The organism is Streptomyces solicamelliae (assembly GCF_045348655.1).
GTDB lineage: Bacteria > Actinomycetota > Actinomycetes > Streptomycetales > Streptomycetaceae > Streptomyces > Streptomyces solicamelliae.
In genome coordinates this window covers 1,368,486-1,389,783 of record NZ_CP160404.1, presented here as the reverse complement: position 1 = coordinate 1,389,783, position 21,298 = coordinate 1,368,486, and the positions used below count along the sequence as shown (strand labels likewise).

At 73.7% G+C, this 21,298-nt stretch carries 22 protein-coding genes; 13 read left to right on the top strand and 9 right to left on the bottom strand.

The window, feature by feature from the left end; genetic code table 11:
• Window positions 1-148: 148 nt before the first annotated feature.
• From ABZO31_RS06430 to ABZO31_RS06420, 3 genes are read left to right on the top strand one after another with little or no spacing between them, the layout of a single operon-like run.
• Complete coding sequence (locus ABZO31_RS06430) at window positions 149-1,153, top strand: AAA family ATPase (RefSeq protein WP_406860044.1); 1,005 nt, start codon at window positions 149-151, stop codon at window positions 1,151-1,153.
• Window positions 1,150-1,893, top strand: coding sequence for an NUDIX hydrolase (locus ABZO31_RS06425; protein ID WP_406860043.1), 744 nt, complete (start codon window positions 1,150-1,152; stop codon window positions 1,891-1,893). Before ABZO31_RS06430 ends, ABZO31_RS06425 begins: the two co-directional genes overlap by 4 nt.
• A complete protein-coding gene (locus ABZO31_RS06420) occupies window positions 1,890-2,921 on the top strand; it encodes an ADP-ribosylglycohydrolase family protein (protein ID WP_406860042.1) in 1,032 nt (343 codons plus the stop codon). The genes ABZO31_RS06425 and ABZO31_RS06420 overlap by 4 nt, the downstream gene beginning before the upstream one ends.
• A gap of 4 nt (window positions 2,922-2,925) precedes the next feature.
• Here ABZO31_RS06420 and ABZO31_RS06415 read toward each other — a convergent pair whose 3' ends face one another.
• The 3 genes from ABZO31_RS06415 to ABZO31_RS06405 form a co-directional block, all read right to left on the bottom strand.
• Complete coding sequence (locus tag ABZO31_RS06415; RefSeq protein ID WP_406860040.1) at window positions 2,926-3,615, bottom strand: DNA polymerase beta superfamily protein; 690 nt, start codon at window positions 3,613-3,615, stop codon at window positions 2,926-2,928.
• 90 nt (window positions 3,616-3,705) lie between these two features.
• Window positions 3,706-4,215 carry a Rieske (2Fe-2S) protein gene (locus ABZO31_RS06410; protein WP_406860039.1) on the bottom strand — a complete coding sequence of 170 codons (510 nt, stop codon included), beginning with the start codon at window positions 4,213-4,215 and terminating at the stop codon, window positions 3,706-3,708.
• A gap of 119 nt (window positions 4,216-4,334) precedes the next feature.
• The gene (locus ABZO31_RS06405) at window positions 4,335-4,670 is read right to left on the bottom strand and encodes a DUF952 domain-containing protein (protein WP_406860038.1); all 336 of its coding nucleotides are present in this window, start codon (window positions 4,668-4,670) and stop codon (window positions 4,335-4,337) included.
• A gap of 114 nt (window positions 4,671-4,784) precedes the next feature.
• On the opposite strand from ABZO31_RS06405, the gene ABZO31_RS06400 reads away from it, so the two are divergent.
• From ABZO31_RS06400 to der, 4 genes are all read left to right on the top strand, one after another.
• Window positions 4,785-5,873, top strand: coding sequence for a prephenate dehydrogenase (locus ABZO31_RS06400; protein WP_406860037.1), 1,089 nt, complete (start codon window positions 4,785-4,787; stop codon window positions 5,871-5,873).
• A 100-nt stretch (window positions 5,874-5,973) separates the two neighbouring features.
• Entirely contained in the window at window positions 5,974-6,660 is a 687-nt protein-coding gene (gene cmk, locus ABZO31_RS06395; protein ID WP_406860036.1) for a (d)CMP kinase, read from the top strand.
• Window positions 6,615-7,301, top strand: coding sequence for a lysophospholipid acyltransferase family protein (locus ABZO31_RS06390; protein ID WP_406860034.1), 687 nt, complete (start codon window positions 6,615-6,617; stop codon window positions 7,299-7,301). Before cmk ends, ABZO31_RS06390 begins: the two co-directional genes overlap by 46 nt.
• A 73-nt stretch (window positions 7,302-7,374) precedes the next feature.
• The gene (der, locus tag ABZO31_RS06385; RefSeq protein WP_406860033.1) at window positions 7,375-8,823 is read left to right on the top strand and encodes a ribosome biogenesis GTPase Der; all 1,449 of its coding nucleotides are present in this window, start codon (window positions 7,375-7,377) and stop codon (window positions 8,821-8,823) included.
• Between the two features lie 80 nt (window positions 8,824-8,903).
• On the opposite strand, the gene ABZO31_RS06380 is transcribed toward der, so the two are convergent.
• Window positions 8,904-9,131 (bottom strand): hypothetical protein, encoded by a 228-nt coding sequence (locus ABZO31_RS06380; RefSeq protein WP_406860032.1) that lies wholly within the window; start codon window positions 9,129-9,131, stop codon window positions 8,904-8,906.
• 179 nt (window positions 9,132-9,310) lie between these two features.
• Window positions 9,311-10,093 carry a hypothetical protein gene (locus tag ABZO31_RS06375; protein WP_406860031.1) on the bottom strand — a complete coding sequence of 261 codons (783 nt, stop codon included), beginning with the start codon at window positions 10,091-10,093 and terminating at the stop codon, window positions 9,311-9,313.
• Between the two features lie 192 nt (window positions 10,094-10,285).
• Between ABZO31_RS06375 and ABZO31_RS06370 the strand changes: the two genes are divergently transcribed.
• Window positions 10,286-10,870 carry a transglycosylase family protein gene (locus tag ABZO31_RS06370; RefSeq protein ID WP_406860030.1) on the top strand — a complete coding sequence of 195 codons (585 nt, stop codon included), beginning with the start codon at window positions 10,286-10,288 and terminating at the stop codon, window positions 10,868-10,870.
• Here the strand turns inward: ABZO31_RS06370 and ABZO31_RS06365 are convergent.
• Genes ABZO31_RS06365 through ABZO31_RS06355 form a run of 3 tightly spaced genes read right to left on the bottom strand, consistent with a single transcriptional unit; the run spans window position 10,860 to window position 14,472 of the window.
• Window positions 10,860-11,534, bottom strand: coding sequence for an ATP-binding cassette domain-containing protein (locus ABZO31_RS06365; protein WP_406860029.1), 675 nt, complete (start codon window positions 11,532-11,534; stop codon window positions 10,860-10,862). The genes ABZO31_RS06370 and ABZO31_RS06365 overlap by 11 nt on opposite strands.
• Entirely contained in the window at window positions 11,531-14,065 is a 2,535-nt protein-coding gene (locus ABZO31_RS06360; protein ID WP_406860027.1) for an ABC transporter permease subunit, read from the bottom strand. Before ABZO31_RS06360 ends, ABZO31_RS06365 begins: the two co-directional genes overlap by 4 nt.
• Complete coding sequence (locus ABZO31_RS06355) at window positions 14,053-14,472, bottom strand: hypothetical protein (protein ID WP_406865270.1); 420 nt, start codon at window positions 14,470-14,472, stop codon at window positions 14,053-14,055. Before ABZO31_RS06355 ends, ABZO31_RS06360 begins: the two co-directional genes overlap by 13 nt.
• Before the next feature lie 127 nt (window positions 14,473-14,599).
• On the opposite strand from ABZO31_RS06355, the gene ABZO31_RS06350 reads away from it, so the two are divergent.
• The 4 genes from ABZO31_RS06350 to ABZO31_RS06335 all read left to right on the top strand — a co-directional run bounded on the left by ABZO31_RS06350 (window position 14,600) and on the right by ABZO31_RS06335 (window position 19,063).
• Window positions 14,600-15,121: a hypothetical protein gene (locus tag ABZO31_RS06350; protein WP_406860026.1), complete on the top strand. Its 522-nt coding sequence runs from the start codon at window positions 14,600-14,602 to the stop codon at window positions 15,119-15,121.
• On the top strand, window positions 15,102-16,388 hold the full coding sequence (locus ABZO31_RS06345) for an ABC transporter substrate-binding protein (protein WP_406860025.1): 1,287 nt from the start codon (window positions 15,102-15,104) through the stop codon (window positions 16,386-16,388). The genes ABZO31_RS06350 and ABZO31_RS06345 overlap by 20 nt, the downstream gene beginning before the upstream one ends.
• A 107-nt stretch (window positions 16,389-16,495) precedes the next feature.
• On the top strand, window positions 16,496-17,773 hold the full coding sequence (locus tag ABZO31_RS06340; RefSeq protein WP_406860024.1) for a glycosyltransferase: 1,278 nt from the start codon (window positions 16,496-16,498) through the stop codon (window positions 17,771-17,773).
• A gap of 279 nt (window positions 17,774-18,052) precedes the next feature.
• Window positions 18,053-19,063, top strand: coding sequence for a helix-turn-helix transcriptional regulator (locus tag ABZO31_RS06335; RefSeq protein WP_406860023.1), 1,011 nt, complete (start codon window positions 18,053-18,055; stop codon window positions 19,061-19,063).
• Here the strand turns inward: ABZO31_RS06335 and ctaD are convergent.
• Window positions 18,978-20,732: a cytochrome c oxidase subunit I gene (ctaD, locus tag ABZO31_RS06330; RefSeq protein WP_406860022.1), complete on the bottom strand. Its 1,755-nt coding sequence runs from the start codon at window positions 20,730-20,732 to the stop codon at window positions 18,978-18,980. The genes ABZO31_RS06335 and ctaD overlap by 86 nt on opposite strands.
• Window positions 20,733-21,063: 331 nt before the next feature.
• Here ctaD and ABZO31_RS06325 point away from each other — a divergent pair, with 331 nt between their 5' ends.
• A complete protein-coding gene (locus tag ABZO31_RS06325) occupies window positions 21,064-21,285 on the top strand; it encodes an I78 family peptidase inhibitor (protein ID WP_406860021.1) in 222 nt (73 codons plus the stop codon).
• Window positions 21,286-21,298: the final 13 nt, after the last annotated feature.

Genomic DNA, 21,298 nt, shown 5'->3' with positions numbered 1-21,298 from the left:
GCGAGTCACGATCCGCTTTATAGTCAAGGTGACTCTTAAAGAGCTCGGTGTGTCGTGCGACGGCCGGCTCCGCCTGGACCCACGGGGGTGGACCAGGCGGCACCGGCGGCACGGCGCCCGAATGCCGAGGGGGCGGAGGTGACGGGGCATGAGGCGCTACGGGCACGGGCTGGTCCTGGGGAGGTTCTGTCCGCCGCACGCCGGCCACCACCATCTGATCCGCACCGCCCGCGACCGCTGCGAGCGGCTCACCGTCCTCGCCTGCGGCGCGGCCCCCGAGCCGCTCGCCCTGGACGACCGGGTCGCCTGGCTGCGCGAGGTGCACCCGGACGTCCGGGTCATCGGTGCGGACGCCGTCACCGACCCGTCCGCCGTGCCCGCGGCCGTCCTCGCCGCGGCCGCCGTGCCGGAACCGGTCGACGCGGTCTTCAGCTCCGAGCCGTACGGGGAGGGGCTCGGTCGGCGGCTCGGCGCGGAGGCGGTCTGCGTGGACCCGGGGCGCAGCGTGTTCCCGGTCTCCGGCACCGCGGTGCGCAAGGACCCGGTCAGCTGGTGGGACTTCCTGGAGCCGCCGGTGCGCGCCGCGCTGACCCGGCGGGTCGTCGTGCTCGGCGCCGCGTCCACCGGTGCGACCACCCTGGCGCTCGCCCTCGCCGACCACTACCGGCGGCGCGGCGGGGTGTGGGCGCGCACCCGCTGCGTACCGGACCACGCGGACGCGTACCGCGGCGGGCGGCCGGCGCGGGAGCTGCGCACGGAGGAGTACCCGCTGATCGCCGGCGGCCAGTCCGAGCGCGAGGAGGAGGCGGCGCGGACCGGCGCGCCGGTGCTGTTCTGCGACGCGGACGCGTTCGCGGCGACGATCCGGCACGAGCGGTACCTCGGCGCGCCGAGCGAGGAGACGGCGCGGATCGCGGCGCGCGGCCGGCAGCACCTGTGGCTCCTGACGGACCACCGGGGCGTGCCGGAGGCGGACGGCGACGACGACGCGCTCCGCGCCTGGACGACCGCGCGGCTGCTCGCGCAGCTCGCGCACACCGGGCGGCGGACGGCCGTCCTGACCGGACCGCACGAGGAACGGCTGGCGACCGCCGTCGCCGCCGTGGACGACCTGCTGGCCGAGGGCTGGCACCTGACCCCGGAGTTCGCATGAGCACCGCCCGGGCCCCCGAGGGCTACGACAAGTACGCCTTCGAGCCCTTCGCCGTCACCGTCGACCTCGCCGTCCTGACCGTCCGCGAGCAGCGGCTGCACGTGCTGCTCGTGGAGCGCGGCCAGGAGCCGTACGCGGGGGCCTGGGCGCTGCCCGGCGGGTTCGTCCTGCCCCGGGAGTCCTCCGAGTCCGCCGCGCGGCGCGAACTGGCCGAGGAGACCGGGCTGTCGGACGCGACGGTCGCCGGGCTGCACCTGGAGCAGCTGCGGACGTACAGCGAGCCGGACCGGGACCCGAGGATGCGGGTGGTGTCCGTCGCGTACACCGCGCTCGTCCCGGACGACCTGCCGGAGCCGCGCGGCGGCGGCGACGCGGCCCAGGCGCGCTGGCTGCCGTACGGGACGCACGGGCCCCTCGCCTTCGACCACGACCGGATCCTCGCCGACGCCCGCGAACGGGTCGGCGCCAAGCTCGAGTACACGTGTCTCGCCACCGCCTTCTGCCCGCCGGAGTTCACCCTCGGCGAGCTGCGGGAGGTGTACGAGACGGTCTGGGGCGTCGAGCTCGACCGCCCCAATTTCCGGCGCAAGGTCCTCGCCACGCCCGGCTTCGTGCAGGCCGTGGAGGGACCGCCGCGCCTCACCGGCGGACGGGGGAAACCGGCCGCTCTGTACCGGGCGGGGAGCGCGACCGCGCTGCACCCGCCCCTGCTGCGACCGGAAGGACGGTCATCCACGTGATCAGTGCACGGACCATCACCAAGCAGGCCGCCACGGGGACGCTTGTCGGCCTGGCGCTCGGCGACGCGCTGGGCTTCCCCACCGAGTTCAACGACGTGCCGGCCATCCTCGCGAAATGCGGGCCGTGGCGGCGCATGGAGCTGCCGGGCGGGCGCGGCAAGGCGCACGTCACCGACGACACCCAGATGACGCTCGCGGTCGGACGCGCCCTGCGCACCGCCCGGGACCGGGGAGTCCTGGCCCCGCTCCGGCTCGTCCGCCCGCTGCGGGAGGAGTTCGTCGACTGGTACCACTCCCCGGACAACAACCGCGCTCCCGGCCGTACGTGCATGGTCGCCTGCCGGCTCCTCGACGGCGACCGGCCCTGGCAGCAGGCCAGCCAGATCGGCTCCAAGGGCTGCGGCGCGAACATGCGCGTCGCGCCGGTCGGCCTGGTGCCGGGCCTCGGTGACGAGCAGCGGGCCGGCGCGGCGCAGCTCCAGGCCGCGCTCACCCACGGCCACCCGACGGCCCTGGCCGCCTCGGACCTCACGGCCCGCGCGGTGTACCTGCTCACGCAGGGCGCGGAGCCGCTGGGCCTGGTCGGCCGGCTGCGCTCGTACGCGTACGAGAACCGCTCCCGCTACCACCACAAGTGGCTCGGCGACCTGTGGGCCCACGGCCACGACGCCACGCCCGAGTCGTACATCGAACGCGGCTGGGACGAGTGCCTCGCCATCCTGGAGAAGCTGGCGGAGGCCGCCCGCACGGCCGACCCGGAGCTCGACCCCTGCGAGTACACCGGCGACGGCTGGATCGCCGAGGAAGCCCTGGCCACGGGCCTCCTCTGCTTCCTCCTCTTCCCGGAGGCCCCGGTCACCGCCCTCCGCCGAGCCGCCTGCACCCGCGGCGACTCCGACTCCATCGCCGCCCTCACCGGTGCCTTCGCCGGCGCCCACCTGGGCGCGGCCGCCTGGCCCAAGGAATGGTCCGAACGCATCGAGTACCGCAGCGAACTCCTCACCCTGGGCGCCCTCTGGGACGCCTGAACGGCTAGACCTCGTGCAGGGCTGACGTGCGGCGGGTTCGGGTGAGGAAGGTTTCCACCTTTCGGTGGTCCGGGGACTCGGGCAAGGGGGAGGTCGCCAGGGCCTTGTCCGTCTCCTCGTGGAGGCGGGTCATCCAGGACTCGACCTCCGGCCAGGAGAGCTCGCCGCGTCTGACCGACAGGAGGCCGTCGCGTTCCGGGCCGGCGTCGAGGGTCAGGCGGCCGGTGCGGAGGAGGTCGCGGGCGCTGGTCAGCAGGCGCAGGAGGTGCATGGCGTGCTTCCAGCGCGGGGCGCCGTACTGGCGGAGGTCGGCGTCCAGTTTGCGCCGCTGGCCCGCGGCGTAGCCGACGAAGGTGCGGTGGACGTGCCGGGAGAGGAACGCCTCGCGCAGGGAGAGGAGTTCGCGGCCCGTGTCGTCGACGTGCTCGACGAGCGGGGAGTGCAGGCACTCCAGGATGTTCGGGTTGCCGCGCAGGGCGAGTTCGCAGAAGCGTTCCAGCTCCCAGCTGAACTCCTCCTCGCGCGGGCCCTCCACGTGCGTCGGCGGCTTCTCGAAGCGCCAGTACAGCGGGGTCGGGGCCAGGTACACGCCCCGGCGGTCCGTATCGCTGACCTCCGTCGCCAGACCGAAGGCGCGCGACCCCATGACGCAGGAGTAGATCGTGTGGTCGCGCACCAGGGCCTCGGGAGTCATGGGCGTGAGGGTAGTGGGGTCGGCCGTGGTCGGCGCGGGAGTTTTTGTGGAGCCTGTCCCCGTGTCGGTCCAGGGGTCCTGTTTCCCGCGTCAGTCCAGCGTGATCTGGTCGCCCGACACCGTGATCTGCTCCGGCGGCAACGGGCGCGGGGCCGGGCCCGCGACCACCGAAGCGTCGGTGATGCGGTACTTCGAGCCGTGGCAGGGGCAGTCGATCGTGCCGTCGGCGACCTTGTTGACCGTGCAGCCCATGTGCGTGCAGATCGCCGAGAACGCCTTGAACTCGCCCGCCGTCGGCTGCGTCACCACGACCTTCTGCTCCGCGAAGACCGTGCCGCCGCCCACCGGGATGTCCGAGGTCTTCGCCAGCGCCTCGCCCGCCGGGGGAGACGTCGCGCCCGTCGGCGAGGCCGTCGGCGAGGCCGTGGGGGACGGCGCGGTCGTCGGCTGCGTGGTCGGTTCGGCCGTCGTCGGGGTCGGCGTCGCGCCCCCGTCCGAGCCGTTGTCCGAGCCACAGCCCGTCGCGGCCAGCGCGGCGAGCGAGCCCGCACCGGCCAGCAGCACGGTACGGCGGGGTCTGGGTTCCGGAGCCTGAGTCATGGGCCCCAGCTTGGCCCTGTGCCGCGCGGCCGTCCCGTAAACACGCCTAGGGGCGTCTGACAATTCCCCGCGGCGTCGCGACGCCCGGCCCTTGTTCCACGGGGAATCGTCGGACACCCCTAGACCCAGGGCGTCAGCTCGCTCGCACGGCCGTCCGCGTCCCGCCGCACCTCCAGGACCGACGCCACCGCCGCCCGCTCGATCGGCCCGTACACATGCGGGAACAGCATGTCCTCCGAGCCCTCCCAGTGGACCTCCGCCGCCAGCCGCGACTCGTCCAGGACCAGCACGAGCAGGGTCCCCGGCACGTCCCGGTAGTGCGCGTCCGCGATCGCCAGCGCCGTCGGCTCGTCCGGCGAGCAGTGCACGAACCCCTCGGAGGCGAGCGACGGCGGGGCATAGGCGGCCTCGGGAGCCGCGGTCCATTCGTCCAGCGGTACGACATGCATCAGCATGCGGACCTTTCTACCCCGTCCGCCCGCGCCGACTAATCTGATCGCAGCACCCGCACCTCCCAGAGCCCCGCACCTCCCCGAGCCCCGTCGCCGCCCGAGCAAGGACACCGCCCCGTGAGAACCGCCCTCGTCATCGGAACCGGGCTGATCGGCACCTCCGCCGCCCTCGCCCTCGCCGGCCGGGGCGTCACCGTCCACCTCGTCGACCACGACCCGGCCCGGGCCCGTACCGCCGCCGCGCTCGGCGCCGGCACCGACGAGCCGGCCGAGGGCCCCGTCGACCTCGCGATCGTCGCCGTCCCCCCGGCCCACGTTGCCGCGACCCTCGCCGACGCCATGAACGCCGGACTCGCCCGCGGCTACCTCGACGTCGCCAGCGTCAAGGGCGGCCCCCGGCGGGAACTGCAGGAACTCGGGCTCGACCTCACCGCGTACATCGGCACCCACCCCATGTCCGGCAAGGAGCGCTCCGGCCCGCTCGCCGCCACCGCCGACCTCTTCGAGGGCCGGCCCTGGGTCCTCACGCCCACCCGCGAGACCGACACCGAGGTCCTCAACCTCGCCCTGGAGCTCGTCGCGCTCTGCCGCGCCGTGCCCGTCGTCATGGACGCCGACGCCCACGACCGCGCCGTCGCCCTCGTCTCGCACACCCCGCAGCTCGTCTCCTCCATGGTCGCCGCGCGCCTGGAGACCGCCGACGAGACGGCCGTACGGCTCTGCGGCCAGGGCATCCGCGACGTGACCCGCATCGCCGCCTCCGACCCGCGCATGTGGGTGGAGATCCTCTCCGCCAACCCCGGCCCGGTCGCCGACGTCCTCGCCGGGGTCGCCGCCGACCTCGACGAGACCGTGCAGGCGCTCCGCGCGCTGCAGTCCGCCGACGAGGACAAGCGGCAGGGCGGCGCCGCGGGCGTCGAGGACGTGCTGCGCCGCGGCAACGCCGGCCGCGCCCGCGTCCCCGGCAAGCACGGCGCGGCCCCCGCGCAGTACGAGACCGTCGCGGTGCTCATCAGCGACCAGCCGGGCGAGCTGGCCCGGATCTTCGCCGACGCCGGCGCCGCGGGCGTGAACATCGAGGACGTCCGCATCGAGCACGCGACCGGCCAGCAGGCGGGCCTCGTACAGCTCATGGTGGAGCCCGCCGCGGCGGGCGTCCTCGGCGCGGCGCTGAGGGAACGCGGCTGGTCCCTGCGCACCGCGTGACGGGCGGGCGGTACGGCGCGCGGCCGAACGGGTGGCTGTGAGTCGGTAACCTTGTGGTGGTCCCCCGCATCCGCGAGGGCCGTCCCCTGCCACCAGGAAGGTGCCCCACACCGTGGAATCCGTGATCGTCGCCATCGACGGCCCCTCCGGCACGGGCAAGTCGAGCACGTCGAAGGCGGTCGCCGCCAAGCTCGGTCTGCGCTACCTGGACACCGGCGCCCAGTACCGGGCGATCACCTGGTGGATGATCACCAACGGTGTGGACGTCGAGGACGCGCAGGCCGTCGCGACCGCCGCCGCCAAGCCCGTGATCGTCTCCGGCACCGACCCGTCCGCGCCCACGATCACCGTCGACGGGCTCGACGCCGCCGGCCCGATCCGGACGCAGGAGGTCACCTCCCGGGTCAGCGCCGTCAGCGCCGTCCCCGAGGTCCGCTCGATCATCACCGACCTGCAGCGGTCCATCGCCGCGCAGACGGCCGGCGGCATCGTCGTCGAGGGCCGCGACATCGGCACCACCGTGCTGCCCGACGCCGACCTGAAGATCTTCCTCACCGCGTCCGCCGAGGCCCGCGCCGCCCGCCGCTCCGGCGAGCTCAAGGGCGTCGACGTGCACGCCACCAGGGAGGCCCTGATCAAGCGGGACGCGGCCGACTCCAGCCGCAAGACCTCCCCGCTCGCCAAGGCCGACGACGCCGTCGAGGTCGACACCACCGAGCTCACCCTCGAGCAGGTCATCGAGTGCGTCGTCACCCTCGTGGAGGAGAAGAGGGCGGCCCAGAAGTGACCCAGCCCTCCGGGAGAGGCGCCGCCGTCGGCCGTCGCATCGGCATCGGGCTGATGTACGGCCTGTGGAAGCCGCGGGTGCTCGGCGCCTGGCGGGTCCCGGCCACCGGGCCCGTCGTCCTCGCCGTCAACCACTCCCACAACATCGACGGCCCCATGGTCATGGGCACCGCCCCGCGCCCCGTGCACTTCCTCATCAAGAAGGAGGCGTTCGTCGGGCCGCTGGGCAGCTTCCTGGAGGGCATCGGGCAGCTCGAGGTGGACCGCACCAGCGCCGACCGGGCCGCCATCGGCAACGCCCTCGCGGTGCTGGAGCAGGGCGGCGTGCTCGGGATCTTCCCCGAGGGCACCCGGGGCGAGGGCGACTTCGCCTCGCTGCGCGCCGGCCTCGCGTACTTCGCCGTCCGCAGCGGCGCGCCGATCGTCCCGGTCGCCGTGCTGGGAAGCACGGAGAAGCCCGGACGGCTGGTCAAGGGGCTGCCGCGGCTGCGCAGCAGCGTCGACGTCGTCTTCGGCGACGCCTTCCAGGCCGGGGACGGCTCCGGGCGGCGGACCCGCAAGGCGCTGGACGACGCCACCGTGCGCATCCAGGAGCAGCTCACCGCGCACCTGAAAAACGCCAGGCGTCTCACCGGACGCTGAGCGAGACTTTTGAGTAGTGGGACCCCGGGGCCCGGGGAACCCACCGACCACGAATGATCAAGGAACGGACTTCATGAACGACCAGCACGACCACGGGGCACTTGGCGACGCCGAGTACGCGGAGTTCATGGAGCTCGCCGCGGAAGAGGGCTTCGACCGGGAGGACGTCGAGGGCGCGATCGAGGAGGCCGGGCACGGCCCGCTCCCCGTCCTCGCCGTCGTCGGCCGCCCGAACGTCGGCAAGTCGACCCTGGTGAACCGGATCATCGGCCGCCGCGAGGCCGTCGTCGAGGACAAGCCCGGCGTCACCCGCGACCGCGTCACCTACGAGGCCGAGTGGGCCGGCCGCCGCTTCAAGGTTGTCGACACCGGCGGCTGGGAGCAGGACGTCCTCGGCATCGACGCCTCCGTCGCCGCCCAGGCCGAGTTCGCCATCGACGCCGCCGACGCGGTGGTCTTCGTCGTCGACGCCGTCGTCGGCGCCACCGACACCGACGAGGCCGTCGTCAAGCTGCTGCGCCGCGCCGGCAAGCCCGTGGTGCTCGCCGCCAACAAGGTCGACGGCCAGTCCGGCGAGGCCGACGCCGCCATGCTGTGGTCCCTCGGCCTCGGCGAGCCGTTCCCCGTCTCCGCGCTGCACGGCCGCGGCACCGGCGACCTCCTCGACGAGGTCCTCAAGGCCCTCCCGGAGGCGCCCGCGCAGACCTTCGGCAACGCGATCGGCGGCCCGCGCCGCATCGCCCTCATCGGCCGCCCGAACGTCGGCAAGTCCTCCCTGCTCAACAAGGTCGCCGGCGAGGAGCGCGTCGTCGTCAACGAACTCGCCGGCACCACCCGCGACCCGGTCGACGAGATGATCGAGCTCGGCGGGAAGACCTGGAAGTTCGTGGACACCGCGGGCATCCGCAAGAAGGTCCACCTCCAGGAGGGCGCGGACTACTACGCCTCCCTGCGCACCGCCGCCGCCGTCGAGAAGGCGGAGGTCGCGGTCGTCCTCATCGACACCACCGACAACATCTCCGTCCAGGACCAGCGGATCATCACGATGGCCGTCGAGTCGGGCCGGGCGGTGGTCATCGCGTACAACAAGTGGGACGAGCTCGACGAGGAGCGGCGCTACTACCTGGAGCGCGAGATCGAGACCGAGATGCAGCAGGTCGCCTGGGCGCCCCGGGTCAACGTCTCCGCGAAGACCGGCCGCCACATGGACAAGCTGGTCCCGGCGATCGAGACCGCGCTGGCGGGCTGGGAGACCCGCGTCCCCACCGGCCGCCTGAACGCCTTCCTCGGCGAGCTGGTCGCCGCCCACCCGCACCCGATCCGGGGCGGCAAGCAGCCGCGCATCCTGTTCGGCACCCAGGCGGGCACCAAGCCGCCGCGGTTCGTCCTCTTCAGCTCCGGCTTCCTGGAGCACGGCTACCGCCGCTTCGTCGAGCGCCGGCTGCGCGAGGAGTTCGGCTTCGAGGGCACCCCGATCCACATCTCGGTGCGGGTGCGCGAGAAGCGCAGCCGGAAGAAGTGACGTTCACGTCGACGTGACAGGACACGGCGGAGGGCCGGGGCTGTGAGCCCCGGCCCTCCGCCGTCTCGTGGGGTCCTCCGTCACAGCCCCCGGCGCGGGCCCGGCGGCAGTGCCGCCTGCCACGCCCGGGGATACGTGAACCCGCTGCCGCCGCCGTACCCGCCGATGCCGAAGGTCCGGAAGTTCAGCTCCTCCTCGCCGCTGCGGTCGCCCGGCAGGGTCCTGAAGGCCCGTCGGTACTCCGCGTACAACCGGTCGTAGATCGGCGTCTGCGACGGCTCCGCCGCCCGCTCCTGCGCGGGGCGCATGGCGGGGATCGGGCTCTGGTACGGCTGGGGGGAGGAATCGTATCCGTGCACGTATGAGCCAACGACCCCGCGGTCCGTCGGATGCGGGCGGCTCTCCGAAAGGGGAGCGGCCCGGGGGCGCGGGACGGTCGGCACCCCCGGTACGTACGCCGGTCCTATGCCCGGGCGCACGTCCCCCATCAGGTGCCGGCCAGCGGCATCGCGGCGGCCACCAGGCGGCCGTTCGCCGCGGCCTTCTCCAGCGCGTCGCGCAGCAGATCCTCGCGCGGCTGCTGGCCGATGGAGCCGACCGGCGCGGCGAACACCAGGACGGTGTGCGACTTGTTGGCCGCGGCGCGCCAGCCCTCCGTCACCTGCAGCGGCTGGTGGGCCTGCCACCAGGCCGCCTGGCCCGCGCCGCCGGGGCCCGGCTGGAGCACGGAGTGCAGCTGGCCCATGGCCACCAGGACGGACCAGCCGGGCAGCGTGGCCGGCTTCTCGTTGACGTCCACGACCGGCTGGAAGCCCTGCTCCATGAGCAGCGGCAGGAACTCGTCGCCGAGGCCGTCGGAGCCGGGCCGGGCGACCGGCGCGGTGGGCTCGACGACCAGTGCGGGATGCAGCTCGCCCTGGATCAGGACCAGGCCGCTGGTGACGCCGAGGACGGCCTGCTCCGGGTGGGCGGCGGACAGCGCGTCCGCGGTGTCCGAGGCGGTGATCGAGCGGACCGCGCCCTGCAGCTGGTCCTCGGCGACCCTCACCACCTGGGAGGGGATGCAGCCGGCGTGTGCGAACGCCAGGACCGCGGTCTCCTCGCCGACGAACAGCACGGTGCTCGTGCGCTCCTGCTCGGAGTCGCCCGGCGTCCGGCAGGAGGTGCAGTCGTAGCTTCCCGGGGCGTTCTCGCCGGCGAGCAGCCGGTCGGCTTCTTCGTCGCCGATCTCGGCGCGTACGTCCTCGCTGACGTCGAGCATGCGCGGCACGGGGGACTCCCTGGACTCGGTGCGTGCGACGCCGGGCGGTTCCCGGTCGTCTCATGCCGAGTTCAACGGGAGATGCGCGGCCGGAGTCACGCGGCAAATGCCACGCATTGCCGTGGGCCGACCGGGTGGGGTCGGCGGGCCGCCCGCGCGGCGACGCGGCCGCGGCGGGGCGCGGGTCCTTAGCGTGACCCGATGTCGAAGATCCGATTGTTCGCGGCCGGCGCGCTGCTCACCGCGATGAGCGGTGCCGTCCTGTGCACGCCTCCGGCCGAGGCGGCGTCCGTACCGTCCTCCGCGGCGTCTTCACCGCCCTCCGCTGTGTCCTCCACCTCCGCTGTGTCCTCCGCCGCGCCCGCCTGCGCCGGCGACCAGTGGCCGTGGGGCTGCGTCGCGGAGTGCGAGAGCAGCGGGAACTGGCACATCAACACCGGCAACGGCTACTACGGCGGGCTGCAGTTCTGGCAGCCCACGTGGGAGGAGCACGGCGGGCTCAGGTACGCCCGGCGCGCCGATCTCGCGACCCGGGCCCAGCAGATCAAGGTCGCGGAGGAGGTGCTGCGCACCCAGGGCTGGAAGGCCTGGCCGGTCTGCTCCAAGCGGTACGGGCTGAGCGGGCGGGCGCACGTCGTCCAGCCCGGTGACACGCTCAGCTCGATCGCCCGGCGGTTCAGGATCAAGGGCGGCTGGCAGGCGCTGTACGAGGCGAACCGGAAGCTGATCGGAGCGGACCCGAACCGGCTCCGGATCGGGCTGATGCTGCGGATCTCTATTCCCTAGCCCGCGCGGCGATTTCGGGGGGCTCCCCGCTGAACGCGAGGGAGCCCCGCCGGAGTTCGTGCACCAGCGTGCCGCGGGGCAGGGTGCCGGGCGGCGGCAGCCGCTGCTCGGCCAGCACGACGGCCACGCCGCGGCTCGTCGCGAGGGCGGCGAGCCGCTCGTACGTGCGCGCCGCCACGTCCGGCGCCATGCCGAGGGCCGGCTCGTCGACGAGGACGACGCGGGCGGCGGGGGTGAGCAGGGCGCGGGACACCGCGAGCATGCGGCGTTCGCCGCCGGACAGGGTGCCGGCGCGGCGGGGGAGCAGCGGGACGAGGGCGGGGTACGCGGCCAGGGCCTCGTCGGGGGCGGTGGGGGAGAGGGCCAGGTTCTCGGCGACGGTGAGCGTCGCGTACACGGCGCGGACGTCCGGTACGAGGCAGAGCCCCCGGCGGGCCCGTGCGTGGGCGGGCAGCCGGGTCACGTCCTCGCCGCGCCAGACGGTCCGGCCGGCGGACAGCGGGACGGTTCCGGCGAGGGCGCGCAGGACGGTGGTGCGGCCGGAGCCGTTGCGGCCGAGGAGGACGGTGACGGTGCCGGCGGGGACGGGCAGGTCGACGCCGTGCAGGGCTTCGAGGGGGCCGTAGCGGACGCGGGCGCGAAGGAGCGCGATCTCGTGGCTCATGGGAGGATCCGCCCGCCTTCCATGGTGTGGACGGTGTGGGCGATCCCGGCGACGAGGTCGAGGTCGTGCTCGACGACGAGGACGGCGAGGCCGTCGGCGGCGAGCGCGGCGAGGACGCGGGCGAGGTCCGCGGCCTCGGCGGTGTCGAGCCCGGCGGCGGGCTCGTCGAGCAGCAGGGTGTGTGGGCGGCCGGCGAGGGCGCGGGCGAGTTCGACGCGGCGGAGGGTGCCGGTGGGCAGCCCGGCGGCGGGGCGCCGGCGGACGGCTCCGTCGAGGCCGAAGAGCCGCAGGGCCTGCTCCGTGGCGGACCCGGCGCCGGCGCGTCCGCTCTGCTCGGCCCCGACGCGGACGTTGTCCTCGACGCTGAGGGACGGGAACACGGCGAGCTGCTGGAAACTCCGGGCGATGCCGAGCCGTGTACGGCTGTGGGCGGGGCGGCGCGTGATGTCGACGCCGTCGAGCACGACGCGCCCCGCCCGGGGCCGCAGGTTCCCGGCCAGGCAGCCGAACAGCGTGCTCTTCCCGGCCCCGTTGGCCCCCACGACAGCGGTGACCCGCCCGGGCGTCACCTCCACACTGACCCGATCCAGCCCGAGCACACCCCCGGGGTACACGTACACGACGCCGACGGCCTGCAGCCGCGGCGCGGGTGCGTGGGGGCGTGGCCGGCCCGCGGCCGGACGGGGTCTCCCGCCCGCACCACCCGTGCGCGGGGGAGGGGCGGGTGGGGGTTCGCCCCCGAGCGGTTCCGCTTCGCGGCGCCTTCCCGGCCAGGGCATGTCCGTGCCCAGCCACCTCGTCAGGGGTGGCACCCTCGCTGTCTGGGTGGCCAGGAGGCCGATCAGGGCGGCGGCCGCACCGCCTCTCGGGCCGGCGTCCAGGGCTACCAGGAGGGCGGCGCCCAGGAGAGGGGAGAGGAGGCTGTCGGCGCCCAGGACGACGATCGCGGCGAACCACAGGAGGGCGCGGACCGGGTCGTACGCCTCCGGGTCGAAGGCGCCGAGGGAGAGGGCGCCCAGTGCGCCGCCCAACCCCGCCAGGGCCGCTCCTACGACGAAGGCCGCCAGTTTGAGGCGGGCCACCGGGACGCCCGCGGCCTCCGCGCCCGGTTCGTGGTCCCGCAGGGCCGCCAGCGCGCGGCCCGTGCGGCCCCGTCGCAGGGCGCCGACCAGTGCCAGGCAGGCCGCCAGGACGGCCAGCTCCACCGCGTAGTACGCGCGGTCGTCCGCCAGCGCCTCCGGGCGGGCCAGCGACAGGTCCGCCGTCGCGTACGGCTGCGCGAACACGAAGCGGCTCACCGCCACCCCCACCGCCAGCGTCGCCAGCGCCAGCGCCAGGCCGTGGCGGCGGATCGCCGGCCAGGCCGTCAGGGCACCTGCCGCAGCCACCGTCACCACCGCCACCAGGAGCGCCGGCCCCACCGGCCGGCCCATGCCCGTCAGCACGCCCGTCAGCAGCGCCCCCAGGCCCGCGTACGCCGCCTGGCCCAGTGCGATCTGGCCGCCCCGGCCCGTCACCACCACCAGCGACAGGAGCACGATCGCCAGGGCCGGGATCTGCATCGACGTCCGCAGGTCCGAGCCTGCGAAGCCCAGGGGGAGGAGGAAGAGGACCGCCACCACCGGCCACACACCCGGTGGCGTGCGCCGCGCCACCTCCGGCGGCGGCAGGCTGTCCTTCGCGCCCACCCCCGGCAGCACCAAGGCCGCCACCAGCAGCGCCACCACGAACAGGTTCGCGCCCACCGCCTGCACCAGCGGCCCCGCCCAGCCCTCCGGGTGCAGCCGGGTCATCTGCGCCTGCGCCACACCGATCGCCAGCGCCGCCCCGATCGCCACCGGCAGGCTCCGCATCCGCGCCGCCACCGCCACCGCGATCACCTCGACCACGAGCAGCGGCAGCCCGTACGGGTCGAGCCGCACGTACGGCGCGAGCAGCACCCCGGTCAGCCCCGCCGTGAACGCGCCGAACGCCCACCCCGCCGACGCCACGCGGTCCGCGTCGATCCCGCCGAGCACCGCCAGCGGCCGGTTGTCCACCACCGCACGCAGCTCCCGCCCGAACCGCGACCACCGCGTCACCGCCGCCACCAGGCACGCCAGCAGCAGCACCGCCGCAAGCTGCGCCCACGGGTCGTCGCCGAGCAGCACCGGCGCGTCGTCCCGCGCCCCCGTGCCCCACAGCAGCGCCGCCGCGCCCACCAGCAGCACGAACACACCGATCGAGGCGACCAGAGTCCGCGTCGGGTCCGAGCCCGCCAGCGCCAAGGGACGGAACACCGCCACGTCCAGGACCAGTCCCAGCCCCGGGGCCACCACCAGCAGCGTCACCGCCGCGCCGAGCCCCAGCGGCCAGCCCCACTCCACCACGAACTGCCGCAGCACGTACGCGCACACCATCGCGACCGCCCCGTGCGCCAGGTTCAGCACGCCGGTCGCGCGGTACGTGACGATCAGTCCGATGCCGGTCAGCGCCGCCGCGCTGCCCACCGCGAGGCCGGCGAGCGTCAGTTCGTACGTCAGCGAGGCCACGGGTCACACACCGGACAGGGGTCCAGCTCCTCGTCCCCCACCGGCACCGCCTCCGCCTTCCCCGCCACCAGCGGGCAGTCGGGGCGGTGCGCCAGCGTCCCGCCGGGCACCCGCAGCGGAGGTTCGGAGGAGGACGGTCTCCACGGCGGCGACGTGGAGGGCCGCGGGGAGGGGGACGGTGCCTCCTGCGCCGCACGTGTCTCCGGCGCCTCGCTCGCCTCCGTCCGCCCCCACACCCCCGCCACCAGCACCGCTCCCGCCACGATCAGCGCCGCCCCCGGCACCGTCCCCGACGCCAGCCACGGCAGCTGGCGTTCGGCGAAACGCTCGCCGGACAGGCCGTACCAGCCGACCACGCACAGCACCGCGCCCGCGGCGGCCGCCGCGAGCCCGGCCCACAGCAGCATCCGGCGTGTCGGCACGGAGGGGACCTCCCAGGGCTGGCCAGGGGCTTGCTTTGCGCGATGCCGGGAACCGGCCCACCCTGGAATCATCAGGCCACCTGGCCTGAACGGACACCCGGTGGTGAGCCAGATGGTTCTCAACAGACACGGCCGGTCCGGCGGACGGTCCCGTCTCGCGGCCCTCGCGGCCGCCGCCGTCCTGGTCGTCACCCCGGTCGCCGCGGCATGCTCCGACAACGGGGGCGGCAACGGCGGCGACGCGTCGCCGACCCCGACCCGTACCCAGACGAACCAGCCCGACGACCCGGCCGCCGCCAAGGCCGAGATCACCAAGAACTGGACCGCCTTCTTCGACGCGCAGACCCCGGTCGACGAGAGGGTCCGGGTCCTCGAGAACGGCGAGCAGATGCGGCCGGTGCTGACCGCCTTCGCCGCGGACCCGAACGCGGCCCGCGCCTCCGCCAAGGTCAACGCCATCGCGTTCACCTCGGCCGACAAGGCCGCGGTGACCTACGACCTGCTGATCTCCGGCACCCCGGCCGTGCCCGACAGCAAGGGCACCTCGGTCCTCCAGGACGGCGTGTGGAAGGTCTCCGTCCAGACCCTGTGCGCGCTGGTGAATCAGAGCGGCAATGCCGTTCCGGGCTGCTGAGGTCCTCAGGAGCGCAGTCCTCGTCCTGCTGCTCGCGCTCGTCGCCGCCTGCGGCAGCCGGCTCCCGGAGGCGGCCTTCGAGGAACGGTCGCCCGCCGGCGCCGCGCCGCTGCGCGTCGGCATCATCGCGAGCGAGACCAGCCCCGTCGGCGGCGACGCCTTCACCGGCCCGCGCGACGGGGCCCTCGCGTACTTCGCCGCGCTCAACGCCGACGGTGGCATCAACGGCCGCCGCGTCGAACCGGTCACCTGCGACGACGGCGGCAGCGGAGTGGGCAACACCGCCTGCGTGCACGAACTCCTCGACGAGAAGAAGGTGTTCGCGCTGGTCGCCACCACCGCCCTGGACTACGCGGGCGCCCCGCTGGTCGACCGCGCCAGCGTCCCCGACATCGGCGGCCAGCCGCTCGGCCCCGCGTACGACACCTATCCGCACCTGTACGGCATCTACGGCAGCCTCGCCCCGCGCACCGGCAAGGCGCCCGGCTGGAACGGCGTCCTGTACGGCGGGACCGAGGTCTACCGCTGGTTCAAGGCCGAGCACGGCGCGGGCACGGCGGCGGTTGTCTCGTACAACCAGGCCGCCTCCGCCGCGTACGCCCGGCTGATCGTCGCCGGGCTGCGCGCCGAGGGATACCGGGTGGTCACCGAGCAGGTCGACTTCGCCCTGCCCAACTACCGCGCGGTCGCCGCCGATCTGCGCGCCCAGAACCCGGACCTGGTGTTCGACGCCCTGGACAGCCACGGCAACGCGCGGCTGTGCGAGGCGATGGACGACGCCGGGGTCAGGGTCACCGCCAAGGTGACCAACGTCCAGAACTGGAACTCCGCCGTCCCGCAGGAGTACGCGCAGTCGCCGGTCTGCCGCAACGCCCTGTGGGTGACCGGCTCCAGCCGCAACTACGAGGACACCGACCAGCCGGCCGTGAAGGCGTTCCGCGAGGGGATCCAGGGGACGCTGAAGGGACGGCCGCTCTCCCAGTGGCAGTTGGAGGGATGGGCGGCGGCGATGTGGTTCGCGGACGCGGCGGCGTCCTGCGCCGGCGACCTCACCCGGGCCTGCGTGGAGCGGTACGTGAACCGGCCGGAGCCGTACACCGCGGACGGGCTGCTGCTCCCGGTGCGCTTCGAGCACCTCGCCGAGCCGCCGAAGACCCGGAACACCTGCCTGTCCGTGGCCCGTTGGCAGGACAACCACGGCTGGGTGACCCAGGGTGACATGACGGCGAACTGCGCGGTCGTGCCCCAGTTGCCCTACCGGCCATGAGCAGCCGTCACCCGGACGGCCGTGCGGGATCGTCCGTCCGGGGCAGTAGAGTGCTTGACAGACCAGATTCACCACTGACGTTCTCACGGGGGAGGCGCGTCAGCGCCATGCGCATTTCCTTTCTGCTGCACAACGCCTACGGCATCGGCGGCACCATCCGCACCACGTTCAACCTGGCGCGGGTGCTTGCGGAGCGTCACGAGGTCGAGATCGTCTCCGTCTTCCGGCACCGCGACGAGCCGATGCTCGGCGCGCCCGCCGGTGTGACGATGCGTCACCTGGTCGATCTGCGGAAGAACAGCGCGGAGTACGACGGCGACCACCCGGACTACAAGAAGCCGGCCCGGGTCTTCCCGCGCGGCGACGGCCGCTGGAAGCAGTACAGCCGGCTGACCGACGACCGGATCGCCGCGCATCTGAAGAACCTTCAGGCGGACGTGGTCGTCGGCACGCGACCGGGACTGAACGTGCACCTCGCCCGGCAGACGCGGCGCGGCCCGGTCCGGGTGGGCCAGGAGCACCTCACCCTGGACGGCCACGGCTACCGGCTGCGCCGCGAGATCGGCTTCCGGTACGGGCTGCTCGACGCGGTCACCACGGTCACCGAGGCGGACGCCCGCTCGTACCGGACCCGGCTGCGGCTGCCCGGCGTACGGATCGAGGCCGTGCCGAACAGCGTGCCCGCGCCGGCCGTCCCGCCTGCCGACCCGGCGTCGAAGATCGTCGTGGCGGCCGGCCGGCTGACCAAGGTGAAGCGGTACGACGTCCTGGTCGACGCCTTCGCCAAGGTCGTCGCCGCCCGCCCCGACTGGCGGCTGCGGATCTACGGCACCGGGGACGCCACCGGCAACGAGCGCGGCGCGCTGGAGCGGCAGATCGCCGAACTGGGCCTGGGCGAGCACGTGAGCCTGATGGGCACCGCGAACCCGATGGAGCCGGAGTGGGCCAAGGGCTCGATCGCGGCCGTGACCTCCCGGCTGGAGTCCTTCGGGATGACCATCGTCGAGGCGATGCGCTGCGGGCTGCCGGTGGTCTCCACGGACTGCCCGCACGGGCCGCGCGAGATCATCGAGGACGGCGTGGACGGCCGGCTGGTCCCGGTCGGCGACGCGGACGCGGTCGCCGCCGCGCTGCTCGAACTGATCGAGGACGACGCGCTGCGGGCCGCCACGGCCGAGGCGGCCCGGACGGCCTCGGAGCGCTTCGACCCGGTCCGGATCGCCGCCCTCCACGAGACCCTGTGGACCGAACTGGTCGCCCGCGGCGAGTCGGGCCGCGCCCGCAGCCGGTTCCGCGACGCCCTCCACCAGGCCCGCGGCACGGTCCTCGACGCCGCGTACACGGTCCGCTACAAGCTCGCCGACGGCCTCCGCGGCAAGCGCTGACCCGGCCGGGGCCGGGGGACGGGCCCGGACGTCGGTTGCGGGTCCGTCGTGGCCGTTCGCGTGGTTCCTCGCGCCCTTTCGGGGCGTCGGTGTCGGCTCGGATGTCGGTTGCGGGTGCGTGGTGGCCGTTCGCGTGGTTCCTCGCGCCCTTTCGGGGCGTCGGTGTCGGCTCGGATGTCGGTTGCGGGTGCGTGGTGGCCGTTCGCGTGGTTCCCCGCGTCCCTTTCGGGGCGCCATTGCGGACCGTTGCTGTCCGCGGGCCCTGGCAGACTCGTCGTCATGTTGGAGACCTCGGCACGACTGCTGCGTCTGCTCTCACTGCTCCAGACCCACCGGGAATGGTCCGGGACGGCGCTCGCCGACCGGCTCGGGGTGACCACCCGGACCGTGCGGCGGGACGTCGACCGGCTGCGCGAGCTCGGTTACCCGGTCAACGCCAGCCCCGGCACCGGCGGCGGCTACCAGCTGGGCGCGGGCGCCGAGCTGCCGCCTCTGCTGCTCGACGACGAGGAGGCCGTGGCCGTCGCGGTGGGGCTGCGCACGGCCGCCGGGCAGGGCATCGAGGGCATCGGCGAGACCTCCGTACGCGCCCTGGCCAAGCTGGAGCAGGTGCTGCCCGGCCGGCTGCGGCGGCGGGTCAGCACCCTCAACTCCTTCACCGTGCCGATGCTCCGCACCCCCGCCGCCCAGCTCGACCCGTCCCTGCTCACCGAGCTGGCCAACGCCTGCCGGGACAGCGAGCGGCTCCGCTTCGAGTACCGCGACCACCACGGCGCGTCCACCCGCCGCACCGTCGAGCCCCACCGGCTCGTCTGCACCGAGCGCCGCTGGTACCTGGTCGCCTGGGACGTGGACCGGAGCGACTGGCGCACCTTCCGGGCCGACCGGATCACCCCCAAGCCGCCGCACGGGCCCCGCTTCCCGCCCCGCGAGCCGCCCGCCGAGGACCTCGCGGCCTACGTCGCGCGGGGCGTGTCCAGCGCCGTGTACTCCGCCGAGGCCGTCGTCCGGCTGCACGCGCCGCTCGACGAGGCCCGGCGGCAGATCGGGCCGATGGACGGAGTCCTGGAGGCGGACGGCCCGGACCGCTGCCTGCTGCGCGCCGGCGCGCACGGACTGGACGTGGTGATGATCCACATCGCCCTGCTCGGCTTCGAGTTCGAGGTGGTCGACCCACCCGAGCTGGACGAGCGGATCCGCGTGCTCAGGGACCGGCTGACCCGGGCCCTGGACCGGAGCGGTCGTCCTGCTCCTCCCGGCCCAGCGCCGTCCGCGCCGCCCGCTCGTTGAGCCGCGCCTCCTCGTAGGCGGCGAACTCGGGATGGTGCAGGTCGAACGCGGGGCTCTCCGAGCGGATCCGCGGCACGGAGGCGAAGTTGTGCCGGGGCGGCGGGCAGGAGGTCGCCCACTCCAGCGAGCGGCCGTACCCCCACGGGTCGTCGACCTCCACCTTCGCCCCGTACCGCTGGGTCTTCCAGACGTTGTAGAGGAACGGCAGCGTGGACGCGCCGAGCAGCAGCGCGCCGATCGTCGAGACCGTGTTCAGCGCCGTGAACCCGTCGGCCTCCAGATAGTCGGCGTACCGGCGGGGCATGCCCTCCGCGCCCAGCCAGTGCTGCACCAGGAAGGTGAGGTGGAAGCCGACGAACAGGGTCCAGAAGTGGATCCGGCCCAGCTGCTCGTCGAGCATCCGGCCGGTGAACTTGGGCCACCAGAAGTAGAAGCCGGCGAAGGTCGCGAAGACGACCGTGCCGAACACCGTGTAGTGGAAGTGCGCCACCACGAAGTACGAGTCGGTGACCTGGAAGTCCATCGGCGGCGAGGCCAGGATGACGCCCGTCAGCCCGCCGAACAGGAACGACACCAGGAACCCGATCGACCAGAGCATCGGCGTCTCGAAGCTGAGTGAGCCCTTGAGCATGGTCCCGGTCCAGTTGAAGAACTTCACCCCGGTCGGCACCGCGATCAGGAACGACAGCAGCGAGAAGAACGGCAGCAGCACCGCGCCCGTCGCGAACATGTGGTGAGCCCACACCACCACCGAGAGCCCGGTGATCGCCATGGTCGCGCCGATCAGCGTGACGTAGCCGAAGATCGGCTTGCGGGAGAAGACCGGCAGGATCTCCGTGACGATGCCGAAGAACGGCAGGGCGATGATGTAGACCTCGGGGTGGCCGAAGAACCAGAACAGGTGCTGCCACAGCAGCGCCCCGCCGAACTCGGCCTGGAACACCACCGAGCCCAGCCGCCGGTCGGCCTCCAGGACCAGCAGCGCCGCGGCGAGCACCGGGAAGGCCATCAGCACCAGGATCGTCGTGAACAGCACGTTCCAGGTGAAGATCGGCATCCGGAACATCGTCATGCCCGGCGCGCGCATCCCGATGATCGTGGCCAGGAAGTTCACCGAGGTCAGGATGGTGCCGAAGCCGGAGAGCGCCAGGCCCATGATCCACAGGTCGGCGCCCACCCCGGGGGACCGCTCCAGGCCGTTCAGCGGGGCGTAGGCCGTCCAGCCGAAGCTCGCCGCGCCGCTGGGCACGAGCAGCCCGGCGACCACCATCAGGCCGCCGAAGAGAAACAGCCAGTACGAGAACATGTTCAGCCGCGGGAACGCCACGTCGGGCGCCCCGATCTGCAGCGGGACCAGTTCGTTGGCGAAGCCCGCGAAGGTCGGCGTCGCGAACAGCAGCAGCATGATCGTGCCGTGCAGGGTGAACGCCTGGTTGAACTGGTCGTTGTCGATCAGCTGGAGCCCCGGCCGGGCCAGCTCGGCGCGCATCAGCATCGCCATCAGCCCGGCCAGCAGGAAGAAGGCGAACGACGTGACGAGGTAGAGATGCCCGATCCGCTTGTGGTCGGTGGTGGTCAGCCAGCCCACCAGGGCCCGGCCCCGCCGCCGCGGCGAGAACAGCCGTTTCGGCGGCTCCGCCACCTCCGCCGTCGCCGACTCCGCCCCCATGGGCTCCCTCCGGTGATCCGTCGAGGACTCGTGTGCATCCTGCGATGAACTCGTGAATGCCGAGCGGAAACAGACGGCGGGTATTTCTCCTGCGGACCCTGCTTCCGGCAATTCGCACCAGCCTCTCGGACTTGTGCCGGAAGCGGGCCGCAATTGCCGGGGAAACGGCGAGAAACTCCCCGTACGAGTGACATTCCCCGTGTCAAACACATGTCGGCGAGCTGTGACAGAACAGTGACAGCAGTGGTGTAGGAGCCTGCTACGACAACTCTCCCGGGCCTCTCCCGGTACCCGCTTCCGTCACCGTCCGAGGCCGCCTAACGTGAGGGGCATGGCACCGATACCGACCTCTCCCGTACCGCCGGAAGACAGCCCGGAGTCCTATGTCGGCCTCGACGCGGACGGCGCGGAACAGCGCGCGAGAAGCCGCGGATGGGGCGTCGTCCGCTCCCTCGCACCCGGCTCGATCATCACCATGGAGTACATGCCGAGCCGGATCAATTTCGAGGTGGACGAGAACGAGAACACCGTGCTCCGCTGCTGGCTCGGCTGAATCCGCCGGGCCC

Coding starts and splice junctions, on each gene's coding strand:
- ABZO31_RS06430 (WP_406860044.1), top strand. CDS start 149: ATGAGGCGCTACGGGCACGGGCTGGTCCTGGGGAGGTTCTGTCCGCCG.
- ABZO31_RS06425 (WP_406860043.1), top strand. CDS start 1,150: ATGAGCACCGCCCGGGCCCCCGAGGGCTACGACAAGTACGCCTTCGAG.
- ABZO31_RS06415 (WP_406860040.1), bottom strand. CDS start 3,615: ATGACTCCCGAGGCCCTGGTGCGCGACCACACGATCTACTCCTGCGTC.
- ABZO31_RS06410 (WP_406860039.1), bottom strand. CDS start 4,215: ATGACTCAGGCTCCGGAACCCAGACCCCGCCGTACCGTGCTGCTGGCC.
- ABZO31_RS06405 (WP_406860038.1), bottom strand. CDS start 4,670: ATGCTGATGCATGTCGTACCGCTGGACGAATGGACCGCGGCTCCCGAG.
- der (WP_406860033.1), top strand. CDS start 7,375: ATGAACGACCAGCACGACCACGGGGCACTTGGCGACGCCGAGTACGCG.
- ABZO31_RS06380 (WP_406860032.1), bottom strand. CDS start 9,131: ATGCGCCCCGCGCAGGAGCGGGCGGCGGAGCCGTCGCAGACGCCGATC.
- ABZO31_RS06370 (WP_406860030.1), top strand. CDS start 10,286: ATGTCGAAGATCCGATTGTTCGCGGCCGGCGCGCTGCTCACCGCGATG.
- ABZO31_RS06365 (WP_406860029.1), bottom strand. CDS start 11,534: ATGAGCCACGAGATCGCGCTCCTTCGCGCCCGCGTCCGCTACGGCCCC.
- ABZO31_RS06355 (WP_406865270.1), bottom strand. CDS start 14,472: ATGCTGCTGTGGGCCGGGCTCGCGGCGGCCGCCGCGGGCGCGGTGCTG.
- ABZO31_RS06350 (WP_406860026.1), top strand. CDS start 14,600: ATGGTTCTCAACAGACACGGCCGGTCCGGCGGACGGTCCCGTCTCGCG.
- ABZO31_RS06345 (WP_406860025.1), top strand. CDS start 15,102: ATGCCGTTCCGGGCTGCTGAGGTCCTCAGGAGCGCAGTCCTCGTCCTG.
- ABZO31_RS06340 (WP_406860024.1), top strand. CDS start 16,496: ATGCGCATTTCCTTTCTGCTGCACAACGCCTACGGCATCGGCGGCACC.
- ABZO31_RS06335 (WP_406860023.1), top strand. CDS start 18,053: ATGTTGGAGACCTCGGCACGACTGCTGCGTCTGCTCTCACTGCTCCAG.
- ctaD (WP_406860022.1), bottom strand. CDS start 20,732: ATGGGGGCGGAGTCGGCGACGGCGGAGGTGGCGGAGCCGCCGAAACGG.
- ABZO31_RS06325 (WP_406860021.1), top strand. CDS start 21,064: ATGGCACCGATACCGACCTCTCCCGTACCGCCGGAAGACAGCCCGGAG.